The organism is Streptomyces sp. NPDC037203, assembly GCF_055605065.1.
Genome location: NZ_JBVJUC010000007.1, coordinates 199,342 through 225,144, shown reverse-complemented (window position 1 = coordinate 225,144; position 25,803 = coordinate 199,342). Strand labels below are relative to the sequence as shown.

Genomic DNA, 25,803 nt, shown 5'->3' with positions numbered 1-25,803 from the left:
GCGCGGCGTGGGCGTTGGTCCAGAACGCTCTGTCTCCGCTCCGTAAGAGACGGGTTCGGGAAATGTCTTGACGCTCGGTCGACGCTGTTTCTGACGGAGCGTGAAATGGTCGCCCTGGATCAGGTAGCGCGGGTCAATCGACTTGTCGGGCTTAACCCGTTGAGCAGCGCGTTGGGGCTGTTCTCGGGCTCGGGCCATACGGCGACAGGTCTCGGGTTGGCGTGTGCTGATCGCGCTGGCCTCGTTACCCTGTGTCGTGGGGAGTGTCGAGGTATGCGGAGGACAGGGATGGCCACGGCGGGATGCGGTGCGTCGAACAGCTGTAGTGGAGCGGGGAATTGCGTCCGCCGATGCGCTCTTCTCCATGGAGGGCATCCCAGGAGGAGCCGTCGTACCGGAGCCAGAGGGTGAGGCGGCGACTGAGGCGGCGGTCGAGCGACTCGGCAGCCGGTTCGCGCGACCGGACGGCCAAGTACGGCACGCGCTGAGACGTACCCGAGACCACGCGGGGAATCTGTCGAGCGACCGTCTCCGGGGACTCTCGGAGATCGTGCTGTTCGACCTGCTCCGCGGCACGCACGCCTCCCGGGCGGCCCGGGTGCAGGTGACGGACACCTTGTACACCGTCCTGCACGCGGCCTGACCCCGGCTGTGCCTGCAGGCCGTCACCTGGATCGCGCCGAGCGGCGTCTCACTCGTGGCCGGCCGTGAGCCGGTCGATGACGCGGTCCACATCGATGTGGTGGTGCTCGGTGCCCGGCGGCACCAGCGCCTCGGACCGGCGCAGGAAGTCCGTGACCACGAGGGCGTGGACCGCGAGAAGCGCCGCCCCTGTGCGAGTCCTGAAGAGGATGCGAACCGACTCCGGACGGCGGCGGTGCCGCGGGATGACCACCACGTCTCCGATTCCCGTGGGCCGGTGGAGTCCGTCCGCGAGCAGCGACCGGGCGAAGACCCAGTCGACGGAAGGGGCCGCAGGGGCGCCCATGGACAGGCGCACGGCATACGGGTCGGCCACGTCGTAACGGAGTGCGGCGGGGAGCGGTACCCACGCTTCGCCGGTCACGCTGATATGGACTTCCGTGGGAAAGACGATCGAGCACGCGTCCGCGGAATCGGAAAGAGGGATTCTCACTCCGCCCCCTGTATCTGACTGTTCGTACGGTTGTGGACGACCGTAAGCCGCGGCTGCTCCGTTGCCTTGCCGACAAGTGCACCGGGGGTTGTCCGGAAAGGCACTTGTGCGGCACGCGTGTTCCCGGAGTGCTCGGATTCCGCTCGCCCCTCGCCCCTCGCCCTTTCCGCTTCACGCCGGTGACGACGTCTACGCCCCGCCGAACCCGCTGCGCGGTGTCGCCCACGACGCCGAGACGCTGTCCGACTTCCCGGCGACAATCTCCGGTCCAGTGGCCCTCGTCGGCCACTCCTACGGCGGGGGATCACCAACGCGGGGGGAAGAGCCGATGTCCGGACATTCAGGACGACGCTGCGCTGCTGGACGCGTCCCACACCCCGGACCGCCCGCGGATGACCAGGCTCTGGACGAGGGCCGCTCGCCCCCGGAGAGGCCCTGGACGGGGGAACCACCGGCGTCACGCGTCGGAGCGGTGGCGAGGGGTGAGCCTCGAATCCGACCGGTTCGCCTCCGACCGGGGACGGACGGCGCCGGGGTATCGCCCGAGGAGGCGGCGATGCATCTGATCCCGGACTCCGAGACCGACTGACGCAACGACAGGAAGGGGCCAGGGCCGAACACGGCCCTGGCCCCTTCCGCGCGCCGCCGGTACAGCCCCGTACGGGGACTACGCGCACGCCCGCTCCACGGCTCGTCCGAGTCGTACGACGGCATCCGCGGCGCCCTCCAGCAGGCCGACGTCCTGTTCCTGGAGGGCGATCACCAGCGTGGTCTGCGGCAACGCCCGGGGCAGCGCGGCCAGGAGCGCCTCGGCGGTGGCGCGGTCCAGGCCCGCCACCGGCTCGTCGAGCAGCAGGATCCGAGGACTCCTCAGTACGGCGCGGGCCGTGGCGAGGCGCCTTCGCTGCCCTTGGGACAGCAGACGGCCGCCAGGACCCACCGGCGTCTGCAACGGAAGCACCGACAGGCCGACCACTTCCAAAGCGGCCCGCAGTGCGGCGGCGTCGGCCGACGGTGCCGCCTGGCGGAGGTTGGCCGCGAGCGTGTCGTCGGCCAGCCAGTCGTCTGCCTCGACGAGGGTGAGCGTCTCGGCGGCGGCCGCGGCCGACAGCTCGTGCAAGGGAGTGCCGTCGAGGAGGACGGTGCCGGCGGGCGCCGGTTCGCGACCGGCGAGTTGGCCGAGCAGGGTCGACTTCCCGCTGCCATTGGGGCCGGTGATCAGGATGAGAGCGGGACCCGCGGCGGTCAGGGTGAGTGCCGTGAGGGAGCCGACGAGCGGAAGGCCGACCACGTCGAGGATGCCCTCGGTCGCCTGCTGCCGGCCCGCCGGGTGTGCCTCGGTGGCCGCCAGGGGGGCCAGCCGCCCGGCCGCGTCCTTGGCCTGAGTCAGGTGCTGCGCCAGTCGCGGAATCCGTTCCAGCAGCTCCCATCCGGCGGCTATGAGCAACACCTCGCCGACTGCCACCGCGATCGGCTGGGCCGGGGCTGCGCGCAGGGCGATGACCAGGACCGCCGCCTGGCCGAGTGCGGCGAGGAGACGCAGTGCCAGGCGGCCCTGCCGCTCGGCCCGGGCCGCGGCCCACTCGGCGGACTCGACCGCCGCCATGGCGCTCGTGGCCGTTCGCCGTGCCAACGGCACCGCGTCCAGGCACCGCAGCTCGTTGAAGGCCGTCCGGCTGTCCAGCAACACCGTACGCAGCGCGGCCCTGGCTGCGGCGGCGTCGGCGAGGTGGGTGCGCGCGCGGAAGTGGAAGCGGCGGACGCAGGCGAGGCCGACCGCCCAGACGGCCAGTTCGGTCAGGCCCAGGATCGGCATCGCCCACAGCAGCAGGACATCGACCAGGCCCGCGGTCGCGAGCGCGGCCGTCAGCGGGGCGAGGGCGTTCGCCGGCAGGCCGGCGACGGTCTCCACATCGGCTGTGAGCCGGGTGAGCAGCGTTCCGTCGCGCTCGGCGCGCAACTGACGAGGCGTCAGTCCGGCGGCGCCGCGTGCCAGCAGGGCCCGCAGGGCCACCTGGGTGTCCAGCAGGGCCCGGTGGTTGACCAGGCGTTCCAGGTAGCGCAGACCGGTGCGGGTGAGGGCCAGGGCCCGGACCGCACCCGAGGGATACATCCAGGACCACGTGGTGTTGGCCTGGAGGGTGACCACAGCACACGTCGTCAGGAACCAGCCGGACACCCCGAGCAGCGCGGCCCCGCTGACCTCCGCCGCGGCGGCGCACAGCACGCCGGTCAGCAGGGCGCGGCGGGAAGTCGCCGTACGCAGCAGCCGCCATGCGCTGATCCCGTTCACCGGCTTCATCGGGTCCTCCCGTGGTCCAGCCTGACGACCTGGTCCGCAAGCGTCAGCAGCGCGGGGCTGTGGGTGGCGAGCAGGACCGTACGGTCGCGGGCCAGCGTGCGCAGCGCGGACAGCACGCGCCGCTCCGCCTCCGGGTCCAGGTGCGCGGTGGGTTCGTCCAGGCACAGCAGCGGCGCGTCTTGCAACAACGCCCGTACCAGGGCGAGCCGTTGGGACTGGCCGGAGGACAGGCCGGAGCCGCGTTCGCCGAGCGGGGTGTCCAGTCCCCGCGGCAGCGCGGCGAGGAGGTCCTCGAAGCCGAGGGTGGCGATGGCGTCCAGCAGGTCGTCGTCGTTCGCGGTGGGCCTCGCCAGCAGCAGGTTCTCTCGCAGGGTGCCCGGCAGCAGGTGCGCGGGCTGGCCCACCCAGGCGACCCGGCTGGGAGCGGCGGGGACGGGCCGGCCGTCCAGCACATGGAACGCGCGTCCGCCGCGCGGCGTGTACAGCCCGGCTGCGACGGCGAGCAGCGTGGACTTCCCGGCCCCGCTGGGACCCGTCACCACGAGGCACCGCCCCGGCGCAAGGCGCAGCTCGAGCCCCTCCAACGCCGCTGTTCCTCGCTCCTGGTGATGACCCGTCACCATGACGAGGTGCAGTCCGGGCGGCGCGGTGGCACGTCGTGGAGCCGGTGGCACCGCGGTGACCTCACGCCCCGCGTCCAGCACCTGGCCCAGCAGGCCCGCCGCGGCACTCGCCCGCGCGCGGGCGTGGTACCCGGCGGCCAGTTCCCGGGCCGGCGCGAAGTAGGCGGGCACCAGGACCAGCACGAACAGGGCGGCGGACAGGCTCATGCGGTCCGGTACGACAGGCAGGGACAGATAGTCGAGCAGCACCAGTCCGCAGTAGGTCGCCACCACGGCGAGGGTGCCGGTGATGAGCAGTTCGACCCACGCCGTCGACAGGAAGGCGATGCGCAGCACCTTCTCGGTGCGTCCGGCGACCTCCCGGTCGTTCCGGGCCAGCTCGTCGGCCGCCCGGTCGTGCGCCCCGAGCCCGACCAGGGTGGGCAGGCCGCGCAGGTGGTCGAGGAGCCGGGCCCGGTGGCCGCGGATCGCGGTCAGCTGGGCGCGTACGGCGGTCTGGGTGCCGAGGCCGATGACCTTGAGGTTGGCGGGCAGCAGGGGAGTGGCGGCCAGCACGAGCAGGGCGACGAACCAACTGCGGGCGGCGATCGCCGCCAGGACGAGGCCGCTGCCGAGCAGCATGCTGATCCGCGCGGGCAGGTAGTCGGTGAGCCAGTCGGTCAGCTCGTCCACCTCCCCGTCGACGGCCTGGATCACGGCCGCGTCGTCGGCCTCGGCAGAGGCCGGGCCGTACGCGGGCAGCGCCGTCTCGACGAGCCGCCCGCGCAGGGTCTCCCGTACGGTACGCGCGCCGTGCGCGGCCGCCGCGTCGCCCGCGGCCAGCAGGAGGGCGCGCAGGGCGACGCCACCCGCGATCAGCAACGCGGGCGGTAGCACGGCGGACGCGGGGCCGCTGTGCAGGGCGGACAGGCCGCGCTCGGCGCCCCAGGACAGCCCGCCCGCCCACAGGACCGTCCCGAGCTGGGCCGCGCCGCGCAGCAGCCCCGCCCGGCACAGCTCCGCTCGGCCGGCGTCCGCCCACCCCCTGAGCCGGGCGGCAGGCACCGCGTCCCCGGTCAGTTCGTCCAGGAGCACGTCCGCGGCAGTCACGAGGCGCTCTCCGCCTCGGCGTCCGCGTCGAAGTATCCGGCACGCCGGTCCCGGCGGTCACCCGCGATCCACGCCGTCATGGCCGTACCGCCCAGGACGGTGATGCCGACAGGACCGATCCAGTCCGCCACACCGCCGAAGACGTCCTGGGACAGGGCGGTGGCCAGGATGCCGAGCACCACCAGCGGGATCCGTCGTACGACCGTCCGCGCGCCGCCTTCGGACACGGTGGGGGCCGTCAAGGGGCGGGTGCGGACGGGCAGCGGCGGGAGCGGACGCTCCACCGGATCTGTGTACTTGCCGCGGAAACTCCGCCAGGCGTAGAGGTTGTAGGCCAGCACGAACGGCATGCACAGCCCGACGCCCAGGACCAGGAAGAGCTGCGAGGAGTGCGGGCTCGCGGCCTGGTGGACGGTCAGCGCGGACGGTACGACGACCGGCGCCGTGAGCGCCACCAGCCCGAGCAGTCCGCAGACCGTCATCGTGGCCACCGCGGCGAACGGCCGCCAGTCGGGGCGCCGCCCGAAGCCGTACCAGGCGACCCCACCGGCCACCACGGCGGTACCGACCGTGAGCCAGAACAGTACGGCCCGCAACGAGTGGACATCGAACCGCTGCGGGTCGGCGCCCGGCAGCAGCAGACTCAGTACGACCGCCATGACAGCGGTGGCCACCAGCAACGCCCGTCCGGTGCCCCTAACTTCCGGCCGCGACCATCCCTCTGTCTTGTCCTGCAGCCAGGCGGCACCGGCCAGCAGGTACATGGCGACCAGGCCCAGTGCGCACAGCACGCCGTAGTGACTGAGCCAGTTGAACGCACCGCCCGTGAAGACGCCGTCGCGCTGGTGCGGGCCGGTGAGCACGGTCCCGAGGACGAGCCCCTGGCACACGGCCGCGGCGAGCGACGCTCCACCGAACAGCAACGCCCAGCCCCGCCGGTAGCCGTCGGCCGCGCTGTGCATCTCCAGGCCGAGGCCGCGCAGGATGACGGCGATCAGCATGCCGGTCAACGGCAGGTAGACGGCGGGCAGGACCACGGCGTAGACACCCGGCAGTCCGGCCCACAGGACGACCCCGGCCAGGATGAGCCAGCTCTCGTTGGCGTCCCAGGCGGTGGCGACGATCTCGCCGTACTCCCGTCGGCGCTCCGGCCGCGCGGCCAGGCTGAGCATGCCCACCCCGAGGTCGTAGCCGTCGAGAACGACGTACATGGCGAGGGAGAAGAGGACGAGCACGTAACTGGCGTACTCAAGCAACGAGGGCCTCCGGTGTGTCGGGCGCGGCGGGCCCCGTGGGCAGGGCCTCGGGGCCGGCCTTGACCGTGCGGACGATGTAGCGGGCCCAGATGGCCAGCAGGGTGAGATAGAGCAGGACGAAGCCCGCCAGACTGACCGTGACTTCGAGGACACTGAGGTGGGAGACCGCGTCGGCGGTGCGCAGTTGGCCGTAGACCACCCAGGGCTGGCGGCCCGTCTCGGCGACGATCCAGCCGCCGGTGATGGCGATGATCCCGGCCGGGGTCATCCACACCAGCCACTTGAGGAAGCGCCGCGAGTCGAACAGGCGGCGCCGCATACGCAGGACCACGCCCGCGAAGGCCGTGCCGAACATGAGCAGCGCGGTGAAGTACATCGCGCGGAAGCCGTAGAAGGTGGTCCACATGTTGGGGCGTTCACCGGGCGGGGTCAGCAGCAGGCCGGGCGTGTTCGTCTTGCCGCTGAGGTCCTGGGCGATGGCCGAGCCGAGGTAGGGGATCTCGACGTGCAGCCTGTTCTCGCCCTTGTCGGTGTCGGGGACGACGAGCAGGTTGTAGCCGTTGTTGTCGCTCTTCCAGTTGCCCTCGAACGCCTCCAGCTTGGGCAACTGGTGCTGACCCATGAAGACCGCTGTGCCGTCTCCCACGTACAGCTGGATCGGCATCAGCACACCCAGCACACCGAGCGCGATGGACAAACAGCGGCGGGCCATGGGCCGGGCGTGCACCCGGTTCTTCACCAGATACCAGGCGGAGATCCCGCCGACGAACCAGGCGGCGCTGATCAGCACGGCCAGCAGCATGTGCGGGAAGCGGTGGGCGAAGGCGGGATTGAGCAGGATGCCGGCCCAGTCCCGGGCGTGGAACTGTCCGTCGACCTTCTCGTAGCCGACGGGGTCCTGCATCCAGCTGTTGGCCGACAGGATCCAGGTGGTGGACAGCAGCGTGCCGAAGGCGACCATCCAGCTCGCCAATGCAATGGTGCGCGGGCGGATCCGCCCGTCGCCGTAGAGCATCAGGCCGATGAATCCCGCCTCCAGGAAGAAGGCGGTGATCACTTCCATGCCGATCGTGACCCCGATGACGGGACCGACGGCGTGGGCGTAGACGCCCCAGTTGAGGCCGAACTCGAACGTCATCACTGTGCCCGCGACCACGCCCAGGCCGAAGCCGACGGCGAAGATCTTCTTCCAGAACCGGAAGATCTGCAGATACAGGGGATTCCCCGTGCGCACGTAGACCGTGTACACGACCGCGAGGAGCACGGACAGGCCGACGGTGAGCGCGGGGAAGGTCATATGGAAGATCGCGGTGATCGCGAACTGCCATCGGGACAGTTCGACGACGGTTGCGGAAGCCATGGGTACTCCGGGGAAGCAGGGGGGACTGCCACGCTAGGCAGCCGACCGGGTAAGGCGATTGCCTCTCAGCGCCCGTGCAGTGGCCCCACGCTGCACAGTCACGGACGGAAAGGCGGCAGCTCACCCCGGGGGCCGCAGGAGGGCACCGAGGGACCAGCACCGCTGCACGCACGGACAAGGGGCATCGTCCGAGTCGTGCCTACATTTCCCGCATCCACACAGCTCGCCGGAACGAAGAGGCGCCCATGCAGTTCGGAATCTTCTCGGTGGGGGACGTCACCCCCGACCCGACCAACGACCGTACTCCCTCGGAGCACGAGCGCATCAAGGCGATGGTCGCCATCGCGCTCAAGGCGGAGGAGGTCGGCCTGGACGTCTTCGCGACCGGTGAGCACCACAACCCGCCGTTCGTGCCGTCGTCGCCGACCACGATGCTCGGCTACATCGCGGCCCGCACCGAGAAGTTGATCCTCTCCACTGCCACGACACTGATCACCACCAACGACCCGGTGAAGATCGCGGAGGACTACGCGATGCTCCAGCACCTGGCCGGCGGCCGGGTGGACCTGATGATGGGCCGCGGCAACACCGGGCCGGTCTACCCCTGGTTCGGCAAGGACATCCGGCAGGGCATCGACCTCGCCAAGGAGAACTACGCCCTGCTGCGCCGGCTGTGGCGCGAGGACGTCGTGGACTGGGAGGGGACGTTCCGCACTCCCCTGCAGGGCTTCACGTCCACGCCCCGCCCGCTGGACGGCGTACCGCCGTTCGTGTGGCACGGTTCGATCCGCTCGCCCGAGATCGCCGAACAAGCCGCCTTCTACGGCGACGGCTTCTTCCACAACAACATCTTCTGGCCCGCCGACCACACGCGACGGATGGTCCAGCTGTACCGGCGCAGGTACGCCCACCACGGTCACGGCCGGCCCGAGGAGGCCATCGTCGGCCTGGGCGGGCAGGTGTTCATGCGGAAGAACTCCCAGGACGCCGTACGGGAGTTCCGCCCGTACTTCGACAACGCGCCGGTCTACGGCCACGGGCCGTCCCTGGAGGACTTCACCGAGCAGACCCCGCTGACGGTGGGCTCCCCGCAGCAGGTCATCGAGCGGACGCTGTCCTTCCGCGAGACCGTCGGCGACTACCAGCGGCAGCTGTTCCTGATGGACCACGCGGGCCTGCCACTGAAGACCGTGCTGGAGCAGCTCGACATCCTCGGCGAGGAGGTCGTACCGGTGCTGCGCAAGGAGTTCGCGATCGGCCGCCCGGCCGACGTGCCGGACGCGCCCACCCACGAGTCCCTGCGGACCGCGCGGGAGGTGGCCGCCGCGTGAAGCTCGTCGCCGTCTCGGCGGGGCTGAGCACCCCGTCGTCCACCCGCCTGCTCGCCGACCGGCTCGCCGAGTCGGCCCGCACCGACCTGGCCGCCGAGGGCCACGACGTACAGACCGAGGTCATCGAGCTGCGCGAACTGGCCGTCGCCGTCGCCAACCAGCTCGTGACCGGTTTCCCGCCGCCCCAGCTGGCGTCCGCGATCGACGCGGTGACGGGCGCGGACGGCCTGATCGCCGTGACGCCCGTGTTCACCGCCTCCTACAGCGGGCTGTTCAAGTCCTTCTTCGACCTCATCGACCCGGACGCCCTCACCGGCACGCCGGTCCTGATCGCGGCGACGGGAGGGACGGCCCGCCACTCCCTGGTTCTGGAGCACGCGTTGCGCCCGCTCTTCGCCTACCTGCGAGCCGGTGTCGTCCCCACCGCGGTGTACGCGGCGTCCGAGGACTGGGGGTCCGGCGCCGACGACTACACCGAGGGCCTGCCCGCCCGCATCCAGCGGGCGGCCGGTGAACTGACCGTCGCCATGACGGCCCGCCCGGCGTCGGGGACGACGCCCGACGACGAGGTCACCGCCCTCGAACGGCAGCTCTCCGACCTGCGCTTCGACTGAGGTCCCGCGGTCCCCCGTATCTCCGCCCCGGATCCCGGATCTAGTGCGTTCACTCGATGCGCCACCCCGTGCCCCGCTGGCACGGTGTCCGCAGCGCACAGCGGCTGAAGGGCGGAGATCATGTCGGACGTATCGGTGAAGGGGACGGGGAAGCAGCCCGCGGGCATCTTCTACACCACGGACGGGGTGCCCAGGGAGCGAAGACGGACCTACTGGCGCGACGCCGTGGCCCACACCTTCGGAGCCGTGGACGTCAAGCTCGCCGAGGAGGTGTTCTCCGGCACGATCCATGCGTCACCGGCGGGCCGGACACGGGGCGTCACGGTGGACAGCGAAGCCCTGCAGACCGTGCGCACACCGCGCCTCATCGCGGGGTCCACAGGCGACGACCACGTGGTCGTGATGCTGCTGAACAGCGGGCTCGCCCGGGTCGAGCAGGACGCGCGCGACGCGTATGTCGAGCCCGGGCAGCTCTTCGTCTACGACCGGGCGCGTCCCATGCGGCTGACCTTCCCCGACACCTTCCAGACGAAGGCTCTCGTCCTGCCCCGGCACCTGCTGAGCCTGAGGGAGTCGGACCTGTGCCGGATCACGGCCTCTCCCCTCGACTCCACGACGCCCCTCGGCCACCTGCTGTCCCCCTTCCTGTCCCGCCTCGTGGACACCGCGGACGCGTATCCGCAGCACGTCGGCGACCTGATCACCCGCAACGTCCTGGACCTGCTCACGGTGCTGGCCGACGAGCGACGCGGCGGTGACAGCACGGGCACACCGAGCGCCACCCGCGTGCTGCTGATGCGGGTCCAGGCGTACATCGACCGTCACCTGGCGGACCCCGACCTGGCCCCGGAGGCCATCGCCCGGGCCAACCAGATCTCCCTGCGCTACCTGTACAGCCTCTTCCAGAACGAGGGGACCACCGTCCGCCGGTGGATCCAGGGCCGCCGGCTGGAGCAGTGCCGACGCGAGCTGGCCCGCCGGGACGCGGCGAGCCGGACCATCGCCGCGGTGGGCCGACGGTGGGGCTTCATCAGCGCCGCCCACTTCAGCCGGGCGTTCCGGGCCGCCTACGGGATGTCCCCCGTCGAGTGGCGGGACCACGCGGCACTCGAGCGTCGTACGCACACGTCGCCGCTGGACGCCTGAACCCTCCGCTCGAAGTGCCGCGCCATGCCGTCGCTCGTCCACGGCCGTCGTCGTGGCTGGTCGCGCAGTTCGCCGCGCCCCTTGGCGGCGCTGCCGAACCGTAGCCGACGTCACCCAACCCGCTCAGAGCCGCCGCACGGCCCTGGCCGCCCCCCCCCCGGGGTATGCACTGAGCTGCGGTTCTTGCGATAGTGGACACGCGGAGCGCCGTCCGCGCCTCGGCCGGCCCCCCACCCGGACAGGCGGGCGACGGCATAGGGCGACATCGCCGCTCCGTATGGCTGCCTGGACCGGAGGCGGTCGGCGAGTGCGGACAGAGGGGCGTGAGTGGAGCGGTCGGACGGGTCGCTGTCCCGGCGCGGTCTGCGTGGCCGAGAGACCGAACTCGAACAGCTGCGGGCCGTCCTCGCATCGGTGGTCGGCACCGGAAGCGGCGCGTTGGTCCTGCTCCGAGGGGAGCCGGGCATAGGCAAGACCGCGCTGCTCGGCGAGGTCGTCATCACGGCCGGTATGGCGGGCTTCTCGGTCGGTCTGGGCAAGGCCGACGAACTGCACCACATCGTCCCGCTCTCCTCGCTGGCGGCCTGCCTCCTGTACGGTGACCGGCCGCTGCTGTCCAGTGACGCGTTCGCCGACCTCACCCGCCATCACGACCAGCGGATCTGGCTGGTCGAGCGCGTGGCGGAAGCGATCGAGGCCAGGGCCGCCGAGATGCCCGTGCTGATCGCCCTGGACGACGTGCAGTGGGCCGACCCACTGAGCCGGTTCGCCCTGAAACAGCTCCCGGCACGCCTGCGGACATCGCCGGTTCTTTGGGTGCTCACCGGGCGGCAGGATCCCGCCGGCCCGGCGCAGGAGATCGTCGAGGCGGCCGCGAGCGGGCTCCCGTCGGTCACCGTGCCCCTGGGACCGCTCTCCGGCACGGCGATCGGCCAGCTGGCCGACGACACCCTGGGCGCGGCCGTCGACGAGCGGGTGCGGCAGCTGCTCGACGGAGCCGGCGGGAACCCCTTCCTGGCGGTCGAGATGCTCACGGGACTGCGGACCACCGGCCCGTCGGGGGAGCCCGTGCCCGAGGGGCTCGTGGTGGGCGTGCGCGGCAGGCTCAGGTCACTTGAGCCCAGCACCCTGCGCTTCCTGCAGATGGGAGCGGTGCTGGGACGCAGATTCGGCCTCCTCGAGGCCGCCGCGCTCTACGGCCGACCGTCCGCCGGCCTGCTCGCGGAGCTGGAGGAGGCGGTGCGCGCCGGGCTCCTGGACGACGACGGCGACCAGCTGGTCTTCCGGCACGACCTGCTGCGCCAGGCCGTCTACGTGGACATCCCGCCGTCAGCCCGCAAGGCCCTGCACCGGGAGGCCGCGGGACACCTGGTCGCGGCCGGGCACCGGCCGATCGACGCGGTGTCGCACATTCTCCGGAGCGCCCAGCCCGGAGACGACGAAGCGGTGACGCTGCTGCGGCAGGCCGCCGACGACGTCCTGTCGGTCACGCCGGGCCTCGCGGCCGACCTGATGACGCGGGCCCTTGAACTGGTGCCTCCCGGACGGCCGTCGTGGTACGACGTCGGTGTGCAGGCGATCGTCTGTCTGACCCGGGCCGGCCGGAACCGCGAGGCGCTGGAGACCGGCGACCGGCTGCTGGCCGCCCGGCCGCCGCTGGAGACGTTCGGCCGGATCCAGGCCGCCCTCGGCGGGACGCTGTGGAACCTGGACGTCGCCGAGGAGTTGCGCCGCCGCACCGAGACAGCCCTCGCGCTCGGCGGTGCCGCCCCGGAGGTCGAGGCGCGGCTCACCGCCCTGCGCGCGCTGGCCCTCTCCCGGGGCGAGGATCTCGGCGCGGCACGGGAAGCCGGCGAGAACGCCCTGCGTGCGGCCATCGCGACCGGTGACCGGGAGGCACACGTGCTGGCCCTGTTCGGTCTGGGGGAGAGCGCTCTGAACGCTGGTGCGAACGCCGTCGCGCTGGAACGCTTCACCGCGCTCAGCGCCGTCGAGCCCGCCTTCCTTCCCGAAGAGATCGTCGCGCACCAGCACATGGACGACTTCGAGGCCGGCCGGCGGCTGCTGCTGCGGACGGCGGACGACGGCGGCTCGGTGCCGCAGACCATGCTGCTGTGGGCTCAGGCCTCGCAGCATCTGGGGCTGGGTGACCTCGACGACGCGGAGGCCGACCTGGTCACCATGGAGCGCCTGGAGAACGACGTACACATCTGCGTCCAGCAGGTGAACGCCCGGGTGATCCGCTCCTGGATCGCCCTACTACGCGGCGACCGGGAAGCAGCGCGGCACCAGCTGACCGCCGCGCGGGAACGACGCGCGACCAAACCGAACCCGGGCAACACGGCAGCGGTGCGCTTCCTGGAGGCGCTCATCGCCGACGACGAGGGGAACACCGCGCTCGCCCTCGACAGGATCCGGCGGGTGCAGCAGGAAGGTCCCTTCATGCGCTGGCGGCTGCTGCGCACCTGGGTCGACTCCGCGATACGCATGGCCCTCGGCGGCGCGGACCACGCGCTGGCGGAGGATCTGGCCGCACAGGCCGAGGCCCACGGTGCCCGCAACCCGGCCGTGCCCACCGCCACGGGCATCGCCGCCCAGGCCGCGGGCCTGGTGCGGGGCGACCTCGCTCTGCTGGAACGCGCGGTGGCACTCCTCGGGGAAAGCCCGCGCCCGCTGGTTCGGGCCGGCGCCCATGCCGATCTCGGCCGGGCACTGCTGACGGCAGGCCGGGGAACCGAGGCCAAGGCCGCCCTGACCCGCGCCCACGGCCTGTTCGCCGAGTCGGGTGCCCACGCCGCGGCGGCACGCGTACAGCGCGATCTGGACCGTGCCGGGGCCGACAGCCGCGGGGCGACCACACCGCGCCCGGTCCAGGGCTGGGAGGCGCTCACGGCCTCGGAGAAGAAAATCGCGCGCCTGGTCGCCGCGGGCCACACCAACCGGTCGGCCGCCGACCTGCTCGTCGTCTCCCCGCACACGGTCAACACCCACCTGGCCTCCGCCTTCCGTAAGCTGTCGGTCAACTCGAGGGTCCAGCTGGCCCATGTGGTCATGGCCCTGCCCGAGGACTGAGCGGATCCGCCGGTACGTCCGCCACGTCTTGGTACGTTCACGCGATGCCCGCGGTAACCGGATGCGCTTGGCTGAACGCCAGGACTCATCCGGAGGTCATCGGAACGTGAACGGACCCGCCCCCCACCCACCAACCGTCGTGCTCGTGCACGGGGCGTTCACCGACGCCTCCTCCTGGGCCGGGGTCATCACCCTCTTGCAGGCCGCCGGCCTGACCGTGCTCGCCCCGGCGAACCCGCTGCGCGGACTGGCGCAGGACGCCGCCTACATCAGGAGCGTGGTGCGTCAGCTCGATGCCCCGGTCGTGCTGGTCGGACACGGCTACGGCGGCGCGGTCATCACCCATGCCGCCGGTGACTGCGACCAGATCGTGGCCATGTGCTACGTCGCGGCGTTCGGCCTGGATGCCGGAGAGTCCGTCCTGGACATCCTGAGCCGCTTCGCCCGCGCACCGGTGACCGACACCACCATCACGGCCGCGCTGCCCGCGCGGTTCTCCGACGGCCCGGGGGACGAGCTGTACCTCATCGAGGAACAGTTCGGGCCGATGTTCGCCGCCGACCTGCCACCGCACGTCACCGATGTCCTCGCCGTGACCCAACGCCCCATCGCCAGACGCGCGTTGACCGGTATGTCAGGGCCGCCGGCCTGGGCCTGCAAGCCGTCGTGGTACGCCATCGCTGCCGCCGACCGGATCATCGTCCCCACGGCCCAGCGCTTCATGGCCCAGCGCATGGCGGCCACCGAGTACGCGGTGGCCGGTTCGCACGGCGTCGTCCTGTCACAGCCCGGCGCCGTGGCGGCGATGATCCGGGAAGCCGCCGAACAGGGCATGGACCGCGGCGACGGCTACGGGCTCCCGTGCGGCTGATGCGCAGATCAATCAGCTAGCATCCCTGTTCGATCGGTAAGACGCCGGTGTCAAAGCCTCTCCTCGGCGACGCGGGACGCCTGGCCTCGACCACAGGCTAGCTCGGGAAGGCACCACCTTGACCTCACCGGCCCCCAGACCGTCGGCGCGACGGATCACCACCCTCCTCGGGACCGTTGCCCTCACACTGGTTGCGGCCGGCTGCGGCGGGGGAACCGGCGCCGCGTCGGCCCCGGACAAGGTGACCTCCATCACCGCGCTCGACTACTACACCGACGCGACCGAGCACGCCCAGTGGAGCAAGCGGCTCACCGACTGCGGCAGGACCGCCGGGGTCAAGGTCGAGCACGCCAGCGTCCCGTTGCCGTCGCTCATCCCCACGGTCCTGCGACAGGCGTCGTCACGCACCCTGCCCGACCTGCTGATGCTCGACAACCCCGACCTCCAGCAGATCGCGAGCACCGGCGCACTGACGCCGCTGGACCGCTACCGCATCGACACCACCGGCTTCGCCGAGGGCATCCTGTCGGCGGGCACCTACCGCGGGAAGGTGTACGGGCTGGCGCCCACCGTCAACACGGTCGCCCTCATCTACAACAAGGACATGCTCGCCGAGGCCGGTGTCGCCGTGCCACGAACCTGGGACGAGCTGCAGACGGCGGCCGCCCGCCTGACCCGCCCGGGGCGCTACGGCATCGCCGTCTCGGCCGACGCAACCCGCGAAAGCACCTGGCAGTTCCTGCCCTTCCTGTGGTCCAACGGCGGGGACGAGAAGCACCTGGACACGCCGCAGGCCGCGCAGGCCCTCCGGCTGTGGACCGACCTGGTGAAGAGCGGATCCATGTCGAGGTCGGCACTGAACTGGACCCAGGCCGACCTCCACGACCAGTTCGCCGCTGGAAAGGCCGCCATGATGGTCAACGGCCCCTGGCGGATCCCCGCGCTGAACAAGGACCGTGACCTGCACTGGGGAGTGGCCCCCCTCCCCGTCCGTCATGAGGGGCAGACGCTCGTCACGCCCCTCGGCGGCGAGGTGTGGACGGTGCCGCAGAACTCCTCCCCGTCCCGGCAGGAGAAGGCCGCCCAGGTCCTGGCCTGCCTGAACGGCCCCACGACCATGCTCGCCTTGGCGAAGGAGCACTTCACCGTGCCCTCCCGCACCGCGGTGGCGGCCCGGTACGCCGAGCGGGTCCCGTCGATGTCCGGCTTCGTCACCAGCGTGGAGCGGGCCCGGTCCCGTACCGCCGAACTCGGAGTCAAGTGGCCCGGAACGGCGACCGCGATATCCACGGCGATCCAGTCCGCGCTGACGGGCGAGCAGACGCCGCAGGAGGCGCTCCGACGCGCGCAGCGAACCGCGACCGGTTCATGACCTGTCCGCCGGCCGCGACCCGGACCCGCTTGCCGGAACTGCTCGCCCCATGGCTGTTCGTCGTGCCCGCCGCGGTCTACCTGCTGCTGTTCTTCGGCTACCCGGTGGTCAAGAACCTGGTGCTGAGCTTCCAGCAGTACACGCCCGCCACCTTCTACACCGGGGCCGCGCCGTTCGTCGGGCTGCGGAACTACGCGGAGATCCTGTCGTCGGGCCTGTTCTCCCAGACACTGCTGACCACGGTCCTGTTCACCGCGGGTTCGGTCGCCGGGCAGTTCCTGCTCGGTCTCGCCCTGGCCCTGTTCTTCCGCCGCAGCTTCCCGCTCGGCGGTCTGTTGCGCTCGCTCCTGCTGCTGCCGTGGCTGCTGCCGCTGGTCGTCTCGGCCACGACGTGGAAGTGGATGCTCGACACCGACGACGGAGTCGTCAACAACGCACTGCGCGCCCTCCACCTCGTGTCGTCCGGCATCCCCTGGCTCACCGGCACCTCACAGGCACTCGTGTCGGTGACCCTCGTCAACATCTGGGTGGGAATCCCCTTCAACACCGCGATACTGTACATCGGCCTGCGGAACATCCCGGCCCAGCTGTACGAGGCGGCAGAGCTGGACGGCGCCGGTCCGGTGGCGTCGTTCCGCCACATCACGTGGCCGCTGCTGCGGCCCGCCGTGAGCGTCGTGCTGGTGTTGGGCGTGGTCTACACCCTCAAGGTGCTGGACATCATCCTCGTCGTGACGGGCGGAGGACCGGCCGACGCCACGCAGACCCTCGCCACGCAGTCCTACGAACTGTCCTTCCAGCAGTTCGAGTTCGGGCGCGGCGCCGCCATGGGCAACGTACTCATCATCCTCTCGCTCGTCCTCGCCCTCGTCTTCCTGCGCGCCGACCGGCGCGCCGCGCACCCATGAGGGGCGGGCCGGCGCGGCGCGGACGCCGCCGTGGCCTGCTCTCCACCGTCGTCGGGACAGTCCTGCTCGCGGTGATGCTGTTTCCCGTCTACTGGATGGTGAACGCCTCTCTGCAGCCGACGGGCACCACACTGGGGGCGGGCTGGTTCCCTTCCCGCCCGCACCTCAGCGGCTACGCCACGGCGCTGCGCGATCAGGGCCCCAACCTGGTCACCAGCCTCGTCGTGGCCCTCGGCAGCGTCGCGCTCAGCCTCGGGCTGGCGGCCCCGGCCGCCTACGCCCTGGCCCGGTTCTCCCTGCGGGGAACCCGCCTCGTCCTCATCGGAATCCTGTTCACGCAGATGGTGCCTGGCATCGTCGTGGCGAACGCGCTCTACGGCGCCTACAACGACCTGGGACTGCTGAACTCCCGCCTGGGACTCGTCCTCGCGGACTCCACCTCCGGGGTCCCGTTCGCCGTCATCATCCTGCACTCGTTCATGCGGGGCATTCCCAGGGAGATCATCGAAGCCGCGCGCATGGATGGCGCCGGGAGGCTGCGCACCTTCTGCGCCGTGGTGCTGCCGCTGAGCCGGAACGCTCTGGTCACCGCCGCGCTCTTCACCTTCCTCTTCGCCTGGAGCGACTTCCTTTTCGGCCTCACACTGACCACCAACCAGACGGTCCGGCCGGTCACCCTGGGCATCTACGAGTACATCGGTGCTCACACGACCCAGTGGAACGCGGTGATGGCCACCGCGGTCCTGGCGTCGGTGCCGACGGCGGTGCTGCTGGTCGCAGCCCAGCGCTTCCTCACCGTCGACGCCACCAGCGGCGCCATCAGGTGAGGGTCCGCAGCTCCGTCTTGAGCCAGTGCAGGATCTCCGGGGTCACCGAGTCGGTGATGTCCGCGAACTCCTCATGCCTCTTCAGGTACTTGGCCACATAGGGGCACACCGGCACGATGCGCATGCCTGAGCGGCGTACATCGGTGAGGGCCTCCTGGACCAGGCGCGCGGCCAGCCCTTGTCCGGCGCAGGCGTCGTCGACCTCCGTGTGGTAGAAGACCCGCTGCTCGGCATGGTCGCGATAGGCGGTCAGACCGGCGAGCCGGCCGCCGACCAGAATTTCGTAACGGTGCCTGTCGTCCGCCCGTTCGACGGCCGGGGCGGGGGAGGGCCGGTTCATCGGGTTCCTTTCGGTGGGTGCGGGTCGGTGGTGCGCAGGGCCTCCATGGACGAGGGGCCCCGAGGAGGCGCCGAAGGTCCGGCTCCGGCGTCCGCGCTGGGGGTGGTCACCGCCGTGTTCATGGCCGTGGCCGCAGCCAGGGGGCGTCGGCGGCGGTGAGGCGATGGGTGGTCACGGAGGTGACCGCGAGCAGGACCAGGGTGAGGCTCAGGACGAGGACCAGGTGGCCGTGCAGCAGGAGCGCGGCTCCGACCAGGGCGCCGAGGAACATGGCGAGCACGGACAGGATCCGGCGGCCGGGGCGCGGGGCCTCGCCGCCGGCCGCCGTGGAGTCGGCGGCCAGGCCCGTCAGCGTCAGGGTCAGCACGGTGGTGGTGAGGTCCGGGACGCCGAGGCGCCGGGCGACCGCGTTCTGCAGCCCCATGGCGAGCCCCAGGAATACGATCAGCGTGTACTGGACGGAGGTGGTGACCCGGCCGTCGGCGACCGCGGCGACCACCACGGTGACGGCGACCAGCGCCGTCTGCACCGCCGTCGCCGCCCTCAGCAGGTGCCCGCGGTGCGTGGCGAACCGGGTTCCAAGCCTGCCACCCGCGAGCGCGCCGAGGAGGAACGCCGTCACCGAGACGACGGACGCGAGCGCGGACAGGCTGCCGGCGCCTCCCAGGGCGAACCCCAGGAAGACCACGTTGCCGGTCATGTTGGCGACGAAGACGTGTCCGAGGGCCAGATAGCTCACCGAGTCCACCAGGCCGGTGACCACCGTCATGGTCAGCAGCAGCGGGGGGAGCGGACCATGACGTTCCTCGCCGCGGGGAAGGAGGGTGCGGACCGCGTCAGTCAGCAACGTGCGCATGCCGCACCCCTTCCGACCCGGCGCCCGACCGGTGCAGCACCACGCGGGTGAGCAGTCCGCTCGCCGGACCCAGCACGATCGCGGCGACGGCGACCCACACCGGCCAGGAGGCGATGCCCAGAGCGTGGTCCACGGACCACCGTCCGGGCCCGGCGAGGGACAGTGCGGCGGAGACGGTGACGAGGACCAGGGGGTATTCGTAGCCGTCGTGCTGTACCCACAGCCCCTTGTGCCACTTGACCGAGCCCGCGACCGTCATCACGCCCGTCGCGGCCATCGCGGCCAGGGGCGTGAGCAGCCCGAGGGCCAGGAACAGGCCGGCACCGATCTGACTGGCTCCCGCGACGAGTGCGGTCAGCACTCCGCCGCGGAATCCGTCACGGCGGAATTCCTCGGTTCCGCCCGCCAAGCCGTTGCCCCCGAGCCGGAAGCTCACCTTCTGCACCCCGTGACCGGCGATGAGCAAGCCCGCCACCAGCCGGAGGACCAGTAGTCCAGCGTCCATCGTGTTCCTGCCTGTTCCTGAATCGGAATCGGTGCGGTCAGCCTGCGGCATGGGCGCCGATGACGGCCTGCGCGTATACGACCCCGAGGCCGTAGGCGCCGGCGTGCTCCTTGACGACCTCGGTGACCGGGACGTACGTCTCCGTGCGCGCCCAGTCCCGCTGAAGCTCCAGGAGTACCTGCACCCACGTCACCGGAACCGCGCCGGCCTGGATCATGCGCTGGACGGCGTGCTCATGTGCCTGCGGGCTGACGCCGCCGGACGCGTCGGTGACGACGTAGACCTCATAGCCCTGGGCGAGGGCCGACAGCGTCGGCAGGACGACACAGACCTCAGTCCACAGGCCGGCGATGACCAGCTTCTTGCGGCCGGTCGCCTTGACGGCCTCGACGAAGGGCACGTCCTCCCAGGCGTTCATCGAGGTGCGGTCGATGATCTTCTGGTCGGGGAAGACCGCGGCCAGCTGCGGCATGATCGGGCCGGAGAAGGACTCGGCGGCCACGGTGCTCAGCACGGTCGGCACGTCGAAGACCTTGGCAGCCTTCGCCAGGCCCACGGTGGCGTTCATGATCGAGGTGCGGTCACCGCTGGCGGCGGCGAAGAACATCTGTGGCTGGTGGTCCACGAAGAGCACGGCGCAGTTGTCGGGGGTGAGCAGGTCGGGGCTGGGGGCGGCGGTGACGTCGGAGATGTTGACCATGAGGATGAACCTTTCCTATCCAGGTAGAACCGTCCGTGTGCGGACGGAGTCGGTGGGTGTCCCGGCTTGGGCGCTCAACGGCCCGGCCCTTGCCGGGTGTTCTAGAGGTCGAAGCAGGGATCGAAGGGCGTGCTCGCGGTCTCCGGGGTGAGGCCACGGGCGATGCGCCACTGGCGGTGCTGCTCCGATTCGGCGACGGCCTGGCCGAGGGACTCCGCCTGGCGGGCGCCGGCCGCTGAGGGAGACGCCTGGTAGCCGCCGAAATGCGCCACCGGGCTCCAGGCAGGGCTGACGGGCGGCAGTTCCTCGTCCAGCCCCTCGTAGGTGCCGGCGGCGTAGACGATCCGCCCGCCGGTCACCGTCAGCAGCGACTCGATGTGCGCGATCTCAGGCTCGGGCACGGTGAAGTAGTCCTCGGACAGCATCGCCAGGTCCGCGTAGCAGCCCGGCCGCAGGACGCCCTTGACCTCGTCCTCGCCGGTCAGTACGGCCCCGGCGCGGGTGAACATCGTCAGCGCGGCCTGCCGGTCGACGCGGTTGGCCGGCGGCCGCAGCGTCAGGTCGCCGACGGTGCGGCCGCTGACCAGCCAGTGCAGGGCCACCCACGGGTTGTAGGAGGACACCCGGGTGGCGTCGGTGCCGGCGGCCACGGTCAGCCCGCGGTCCAGCATGGCCCGGATCGGCGGGGCGTCCGCGGCGGCGCCGGGACCGTAGCGGCGCAGGAACGCCTCACCCTGGAAAGACAAACGATTCTGCACGGACATGGCGCCGCCGAGCGCGGCGATGCGGTCGAGGCTGTCCCTGGAGACGGTTTCCGCGTGGTCGAACAGCCACCGGTTCCCGGCCGGGAAAAGCCCGTCCGCGGCGAGTTTCTCGAAGACCGCGAGGTCCCGGCGGATGGTCTCGTCGTAGGTGGCGTGCAGCCGGAAGCCCCACCCGTTCTCCATGAGGAGACGGACGGCCTGCTCGAACTCGACCTCGTAGTCCGACGTGAGTTCTGGACGCGGCTCGGCGAAGTTCTCGAAGTCCGCGGCGGCCCAGGTGAGATTCTCGCCCGCGCCGTTCAGGCGCAGCCATTCGTCCCCGTCCTCGGGGCGGGCCATCTCGATCCAGCGGGCGAGATCGTCGACCTCCTGGCCCGGAGTCTGCGGGAAGAGATGATAGGCGATGCGCATCGAGAGCTGGCCGGCCTTGGCCAGTTCGATGACGGTGGCGTAGTTGTCGGGAAAGTTCTGGAATCCGCCGGCGGCGTCGATCGCCGAGGTCAGTCCGAACCTGTTCAACTCGCGGAGGAAATGACGGGTGGAGGTCTTCTTGTCCTCCTCGCTCTCCAGGACCGGCGCCTTGGCGAGGGTCGAGTAGAGGATGAGGGCGCTGGGCGCGGCCAGCAGCATGCCGGTCGGTTCCCCGTCCCGGCCGCGCATGATCTGGCCGCCCTTGGGGTCGGGCGTGTCCTTGGTGAAGCCGGCGGCCTTGAGCGCCGCACGGTTCAGCACGGCCGAGTGGTAAAGGTGCAGCACGAACACCGGGGTGTCCGGGGCGGCCGCGTTCAGTTCGGCGACGGTTGGCAGCCGGCGCTCGGCGAACTGCTCGACGGACCAGCCGCCCACCACCCGCACCCACTGGCCCTTCGGGGTACGCGCGGCCTGCTCACGCAGCATCGCCAGTCCCTGCCGCAGGCTGCGCACCCCGTCCCAGCGCAGCTCCAGTACGTAGTTCAGGCCCCCGCGGATCACGTGCAGGTGAGCGTCGTTGAGGCCGGGGACGACCCGGCGGCCGCATGCGTCGACCACCTTGGTGGCCGTACCGATGTGCGGGGCCACGTCGTTGTCGTCGCCGACGACGGTGATGACGCCGTCCCGGACCGCGATGGCCTCGGCGTGCGGGAGCCTCGGGTCGGCTGTGTGGATCTTCGCGTTGCGGACGACGAGGTCTGCGGCATCGTCGGAGGCATGCGGAACGAGCCCGCCGACCGGCATTGTCGACATCTCTTGAAGTCCTTTCCGGGGCAGGGGAGTTCGGTTCCGTCCACTCGCGGCGCGCCAAGGCGAAGTCCGGGATACGCGCCGCGCCGGTGGGATGGAGGGCAGACGCGGCAAGGGGCCGCGGTCTCGCTCGGGCCCTCACGATAGGCACGCCCGACCTGCTGCAATGTCCCCGCAGTGCACCGGACTTGGTCCCACAGTGCACTGCGTCGCTCAGTACTCCGCATGCTCGCTAGACGGCCGGCAGCCCGCTGTGCGCTGGGGGAACAGCGGTGGTGCGCTCACGGAGAACCCCGACCCGGCGACGCTCACTAGCGTGACCGGCGCACCACACGAAACAGACCCTCGGAACATCGGGAGAGGCACATGTCCCACACCGTCGAGCCGGTTCAGCCGGTACTGGAACCCGCGGCGGCCGCCTTCGCGGAGGCGACCGCCAACCCGCCCTACCTCTTCGACCTGCCTCCGGCGGACGGGCGCAAGGCCGTCGACGAGGTGCAGTCCGGCGACATCGACAAGCCGGCGATCGACGAGGAGTGGATCACCGTATCCGGCGGCCCCACGGGCAGTGTCCGGGCCCGCATCGTCAAGCCCGCCGGCGCCACCGGCACCCTCCCGGTGATCCTCTACATCCACGGCGCCGGCTGGGTGTTCGGCAACGCCCGCACCCACGACCGCCTGGTGCGCGAACTCGCCGTCGGCGCGGACGCCGCGGTGGTCTTCCCCGAGTACGACCTCTCGCCCGAGCACCGCTACCCGGTCGCCATCGAGCAGAACTACGCGGTCGCGCGGTGGGTCGTGGAGGAGGGCGCCACCAAGGGCCTGGACGGCACGCGTCTGGCCGTGGCCGGGGACTCCGTCGGCGGCAACATGAGCGCCGCCCTCACCCTGATGGCCAAGGAGCGCGGCGACATCTCCCTGCTGCAGCAGGTGCTGTTCTACCCCGTGACGGACGCGAACTTCGACACGCCGTCCTACCACCAGTTCGCCACCGGCTACTTCCTGCGCCGCGACGGCATGCAGTGGTTCTGGGACCAGTACACCACCGACGAGGCCGAGCGCGCCCAGATCACGGCCTCCCCGCTGCGCGCCACCGCCGAGCAGCTCACCGGCCTGCCCCCGGCCCTGGTCATCACCGGCGAGGCCGACGTCCTGCGCGACGAGGGCGAGGCGTACGCGGGCAAGCTTCGCGAGGCCGGCGTCCCCGTCACCGCCGTCCGCTTCCAGGGCATCATCCACGACTTCGTGATGCTCAACGCCCTGCGCGGGACCCACGCCGCCGAGGCCGCCATCACGATGGCCGCCGGCACCCTGCGCGCCGCCCTGCACACCGCCTGACCGCAAGGAGATCCGGCAGACATGAGCACCACCACTCCCACCGTCGTCCTCGTCCATGGCGCCTTCGCCGACGCGGCCAGCTGGTCCGGCGTCATCGAGGAGCTCCAGCGCCACGACATCCCGGTCGTCGCCCCGCCCAACCCGCTGCGCGGCCTGGCCTCGGACGCCGCGTACGTCGCCTCCGTGGCCGCCCAGATCGACGGCCCCGTCGTGCTGGTCGGCCACTCCTACGGCGGTGCGCTGATCACCGTCGCCGGCACCACGGAGAACGTCGTCGGGCTGGTCTACGTGGCCGCCTACGTCCTCGAAGAGGGCGAGAGCCTCGGCGAGCTGCAGGGCCGCTTCCCGCTCTCCCCGCTGGTGAGCAACCTCAAGCAGTGGACGTACCCCGTGGCGGACGGCGACCCGGCCGTCGAGGTGACCATCGCCGCGGACGCCTTCCCCTCGGTCTTCGCCGCCGACGTGCCCGCAGACGTCACGAAGGTGCTGGCCGTGGCGCAGCGCCCGCTGGCCGCCGCCGCCTTCGAGGAGACGGCCTCCGCCGCCGCCTGGAAGACCAAGCCGTCCTGGGCGCTTGTCGCGGGCGCCGACAGCGCGATCAATCCGGAGGTGGAGCGCTTCGGCGCGAAGCGCGCGGGGGCGACCGTCGTCGAGATCGAGGGCGCCTCGCACGCGGTCGCCGTCTCCCAGCCGAAGCAGGTCGCCGAGCTGATCCGCGAGGCGGTGCGCGCCACAACCTGACCAGGGGAAAGGAGTGCTGCACGGAGAAGGACTCCGGGCGGCACCCCATTTCCGTGTCACGGGTCCGCTCGCCGTACCCGCTCGGCCCGATCGACCAGCGTGACCACGACGACCAGGGCCGCCGCCGCGAGAGCGGCGAGGAGGGTTGGCGTCGGCGAGCGGGCAGCCATCAGGACTGCCACCGCCACCGCGGGAAACGCAAGCTGTTCGACCCGGCTCCGCCGGTGCGGCCGGACATGCACAGCCCACACGGTGATGAGGAAGACCGCCGCCGGCACCGTGACCGCGCCACCCGCCGACAACGGCGGGGCACCGGTGCGCCCGGTGATCAGCTGGGCGTACGCCGCCAGGCCGGCTCCCTCGGCGGCTGCCGAGGCGAAGATCAGGTAGTGGCCGTACGCCCAGGTGAACCTCCTGCGATGGGCCTGGTGCGAGGTGGCGAGCAGGGTATGGGCCGGCCGGGCGAAGTACAGCCACCACAGGGCGAAGACCAGAAGCAGGCCACCTGCCGCCAGCAGGTACAGGGCCGCGGTGCCATGGTCCCGGTTCAGGGCACCGCGGACCGCCGCCGCGGCTGCCGCGACGGACTCACCCAGCACGACGAGGACGAACAGCCCGTACCGCTCGGCGATGTGCTGCGGATGCCACGGCGTCATTCCGGCGGACTGCGCCCACACCGGAACACAGACCTCGGCAACGATCAACGCGATGATGGCCGGCAGGCGCGCCGGGGCCGGGAGGGCTAGCACCCCGACCCAGCCGACCTGACAACCCGTCACTCCCCTGGCGAAGCGGAGCGCGGTCCGCCGCCGAGCGGGATCCGATCGTGCGACACGCAGCCACAGCGTGGTCAGCGTCGTACGCAGGACGACGTATCCGAGCGTGACGACGCGCAGATCGCCTTCCTCGAACGCGCTGGGGACACCGGCGGCGAGAATGAGGGAGCCCGCGATCTGGACCAGCACCGTCAACCGGTAGGGGACGTCGTCAGGGTCATAGGCGGATGCGAACCAGGTGAAGTTCATCCAGGCCCACCAGATCGTGAAGAAGACCAGCGCGAAGCGCAGGGCGCCAGGGAGCCAGCGCCCGCTCGTCACCGCCGTGTTCAGGCACGCGGACGCCTGCGCGACCGCGATGACGAAGCACAGGTCGAAAAAGCACTCCAGCGTCGTGGCGGTTCTGTGCGCTTCCCTCGGGTCCCGCCCCCGCAGGCTCAACGCCGGGCTCCCGGGGCGCAATCCACCCTCCGCTGCTCGCTCGGCATCATGCCTCTCCTCGTCGTTTTCCGGGCCCACGTCGTCAGCGACGTTAGGCGGGACGAGGTGCTGAGCCGTGCCCGCCGGCGCACGGGGGCTTGCCCGAGAGCGAACAAGGGCACGCACGGATCGTTCCGTGCGCTCCCGAGCACGTGCATGTGCGCTTCAGGGCAACC

The 25,803-nt window shown here is 71.3% G+C and carries 21 protein-coding genes; 10 read left to right on the top strand and 11 right to left on the bottom strand.

From position 1 onward, the window contains the following. Window positions 1–691 precede the first annotated feature (691 nt). From ACZ7EC_RS21100 to ACZ7EC_RS21080, 5 genes are all read right to left on the bottom strand, one after another. Window positions 692–1,066, bottom strand: coding sequence for an SsgA family sporulation/cell division regulator (locus tag ACZ7EC_RS21100; protein WP_471064607.1), 375 nt, complete (start codon window positions 1,064–1,066; stop codon window positions 692–694). 736 nt (window positions 1,067–1,802) lie between these two features. Further along, a complete protein-coding gene (locus ACZ7EC_RS21095) occupies window positions 1,803–3,437 on the bottom strand; it encodes an ATP-binding cassette domain-containing protein (protein WP_471064605.1) in 1,635 nt (544 codons plus the stop codon). Next, window positions 3,434–5,149, bottom strand: a complete 1,716-nt coding sequence (locus ACZ7EC_RS21090; protein WP_471064603.1) for an ABC transporter ATP-binding protein/permease — start codon at window positions 5,147–5,149, stop codon at window positions 3,434–3,436. The genes ACZ7EC_RS21095 and ACZ7EC_RS21090 overlap by 4 nt, the downstream gene beginning before the upstream one ends. Further along, window positions 5,146–6,405 (bottom strand): cytochrome d ubiquinol oxidase subunit II, encoded by a 1,260-nt coding sequence (locus tag ACZ7EC_RS21085; protein WP_471064601.1) that lies wholly within the window; start codon window positions 6,403–6,405, stop codon window positions 5,146–5,148. Before ACZ7EC_RS21085 ends, ACZ7EC_RS21090 begins: the two co-directional genes overlap by 4 nt. After that, window positions 6,398–7,765: a cytochrome ubiquinol oxidase subunit I gene (locus ACZ7EC_RS21080; protein WP_471064600.1), complete on the bottom strand. Its 1,368-nt coding sequence runs from the start codon at window positions 7,763–7,765 to the stop codon at window positions 6,398–6,400. Before ACZ7EC_RS21080 ends, ACZ7EC_RS21085 begins: the two co-directional genes overlap by 8 nt. Window positions 7,766–8,010: 245 nt before the next feature. Here ACZ7EC_RS21080 and ACZ7EC_RS21075 point away from each other — a divergent pair, with 245 nt between their 5' ends. The 8 genes from ACZ7EC_RS21075 (at window position 8,011) to ACZ7EC_RS21040 (ending at window position 17,906) form a co-directional block, all read left to right on the top strand. After that, complete coding sequence (locus ACZ7EC_RS21075) at window positions 8,011–9,096, top strand: LLM class flavin-dependent oxidoreductase (RefSeq protein ID WP_067054624.1); 1,086 nt, start codon at window positions 8,011–8,013, stop codon at window positions 9,094–9,096. Then, window positions 9,093–9,710, top strand: coding sequence for an FMN reductase (locus ACZ7EC_RS21070; protein ID WP_471064598.1), 618 nt, complete (start codon window positions 9,093–9,095; stop codon window positions 9,708–9,710). Before ACZ7EC_RS21075 ends, ACZ7EC_RS21070 begins: the two co-directional genes overlap by 4 nt. A gap of 120 nt (window positions 9,711–9,830) precedes the next feature. Beyond that, window positions 9,831–10,856: an AraC-like ligand-binding domain-containing protein gene (locus ACZ7EC_RS21065; protein WP_471064597.1), complete on the top strand. Its 1,026-nt coding sequence runs from the start codon at window positions 9,831–9,833 to the stop codon at window positions 10,854–10,856. 327 nt (window positions 10,857–11,183) lie between these two features. Next, complete coding sequence (locus ACZ7EC_RS21060) at window positions 11,184–13,928, top strand: ATP-binding protein (protein WP_471064595.1); 2,745 nt, start codon at window positions 11,184–11,186, stop codon at window positions 13,926–13,928. Window positions 13,929–14,034: 106 nt separating this feature from the next. Next, window positions 14,035–14,799, top strand: coding sequence for an alpha/beta fold hydrolase (locus ACZ7EC_RS21055; RefSeq protein ID WP_471064593.1), 765 nt, complete (start codon window positions 14,035–14,037; stop codon window positions 14,797–14,799). A gap of 241 nt (window positions 14,800–15,040) precedes the next feature. Further along, window positions 15,041–16,171, top strand: a complete 1,131-nt coding sequence (locus ACZ7EC_RS21050; protein WP_471064591.1) for a sugar ABC transporter substrate-binding protein — start codon at window positions 15,041–15,043, stop codon at window positions 16,169–16,171. Continuing rightward, complete coding sequence (locus tag ACZ7EC_RS21045; RefSeq protein ID WP_471064590.1) at window positions 16,168–17,079, top strand: carbohydrate ABC transporter permease; 912 nt, start codon at window positions 16,168–16,170, stop codon at window positions 17,077–17,079. The genes ACZ7EC_RS21050 and ACZ7EC_RS21045 overlap by 4 nt, the downstream gene beginning before the upstream one ends. Next, window positions 17,076–17,906: a carbohydrate ABC transporter permease gene (locus ACZ7EC_RS21040; RefSeq protein ID WP_471064588.1), complete on the top strand. Its 831-nt coding sequence runs from the start codon at window positions 17,076–17,078 to the stop codon at window positions 17,904–17,906. Before ACZ7EC_RS21045 ends, ACZ7EC_RS21040 begins: the two co-directional genes overlap by 4 nt. Here ACZ7EC_RS21040 and ACZ7EC_RS21035 read toward each other — a convergent pair. From ACZ7EC_RS21035 to ACZ7EC_RS21015, 5 genes are all read right to left on the bottom strand, one after another. Beyond that, window positions 17,899–18,246 carry a GNAT family N-acetyltransferase gene (locus ACZ7EC_RS21035; protein WP_471064586.1) on the bottom strand — a complete coding sequence of 116 codons (348 nt, stop codon included), beginning with the start codon at window positions 18,244–18,246 and terminating at the stop codon, window positions 17,899–17,901. The genes ACZ7EC_RS21040 and ACZ7EC_RS21035 overlap by 8 nt on opposite strands. 118 nt (window positions 18,247–18,364) lie before the next feature. Next, complete coding sequence (locus tag ACZ7EC_RS21030) at window positions 18,365–19,102, bottom strand: YoaK family protein (protein ID WP_471064585.1); 738 nt, start codon at window positions 19,100–19,102, stop codon at window positions 18,365–18,367. Next, on the bottom strand, window positions 19,083–19,607 hold the full coding sequence (locus tag ACZ7EC_RS21025) for a DoxX family protein (protein WP_471064584.1): 525 nt from the start codon (window positions 19,605–19,607) through the stop codon (window positions 19,083–19,085). The genes ACZ7EC_RS21030 and ACZ7EC_RS21025 overlap by 20 nt, the downstream gene beginning before the upstream one ends. Before the next feature lie 37 nt (window positions 19,608–19,644). After that, entirely contained in the window at window positions 19,645–20,307 is a 663-nt protein-coding gene (locus ACZ7EC_RS21020; RefSeq protein WP_351559709.1) for a hydrolase, read from the bottom strand. A gap of 101 nt (window positions 20,308–20,408) precedes the next feature. Then, window positions 20,409–22,295, bottom strand: coding sequence for an amidohydrolase (locus ACZ7EC_RS21015; RefSeq protein WP_471064582.1), 1,887 nt, complete (start codon window positions 22,293–22,295; stop codon window positions 20,409–20,411). A gap of 363 nt (window positions 22,296–22,658) precedes the next feature. Between ACZ7EC_RS21015 and ACZ7EC_RS21010 the strand changes: the two genes are divergently transcribed. Together ACZ7EC_RS21010 and ACZ7EC_RS21005 are read left to right on the top strand one after the other, a co-directional pair. Beyond that, complete coding sequence (locus ACZ7EC_RS21010) at window positions 22,659–23,630, top strand: alpha/beta hydrolase (RefSeq protein WP_471064581.1); 972 nt, start codon at window positions 22,659–22,661, stop codon at window positions 23,628–23,630. A gap of 21 nt (window positions 23,631–23,651) precedes the next feature. Next, window positions 23,652–24,371, top strand: coding sequence for an alpha/beta fold hydrolase (locus ACZ7EC_RS21005; protein ID WP_471064579.1), 720 nt, complete (start codon window positions 23,652–23,654; stop codon window positions 24,369–24,371). A gap of 56 nt (window positions 24,372–24,427) precedes the next feature. On the opposite strand, the gene ACZ7EC_RS21000 is transcribed toward ACZ7EC_RS21005, so the two are convergent. After that, window positions 24,428–25,666, bottom strand: a complete 1,239-nt coding sequence (locus ACZ7EC_RS21000; RefSeq protein WP_471064578.1) for a low temperature requirement protein A — start codon at window positions 25,664–25,666, stop codon at window positions 24,428–24,430. Between the last annotated feature and the right edge of the window lie 137 nt (window positions 25,667–25,803).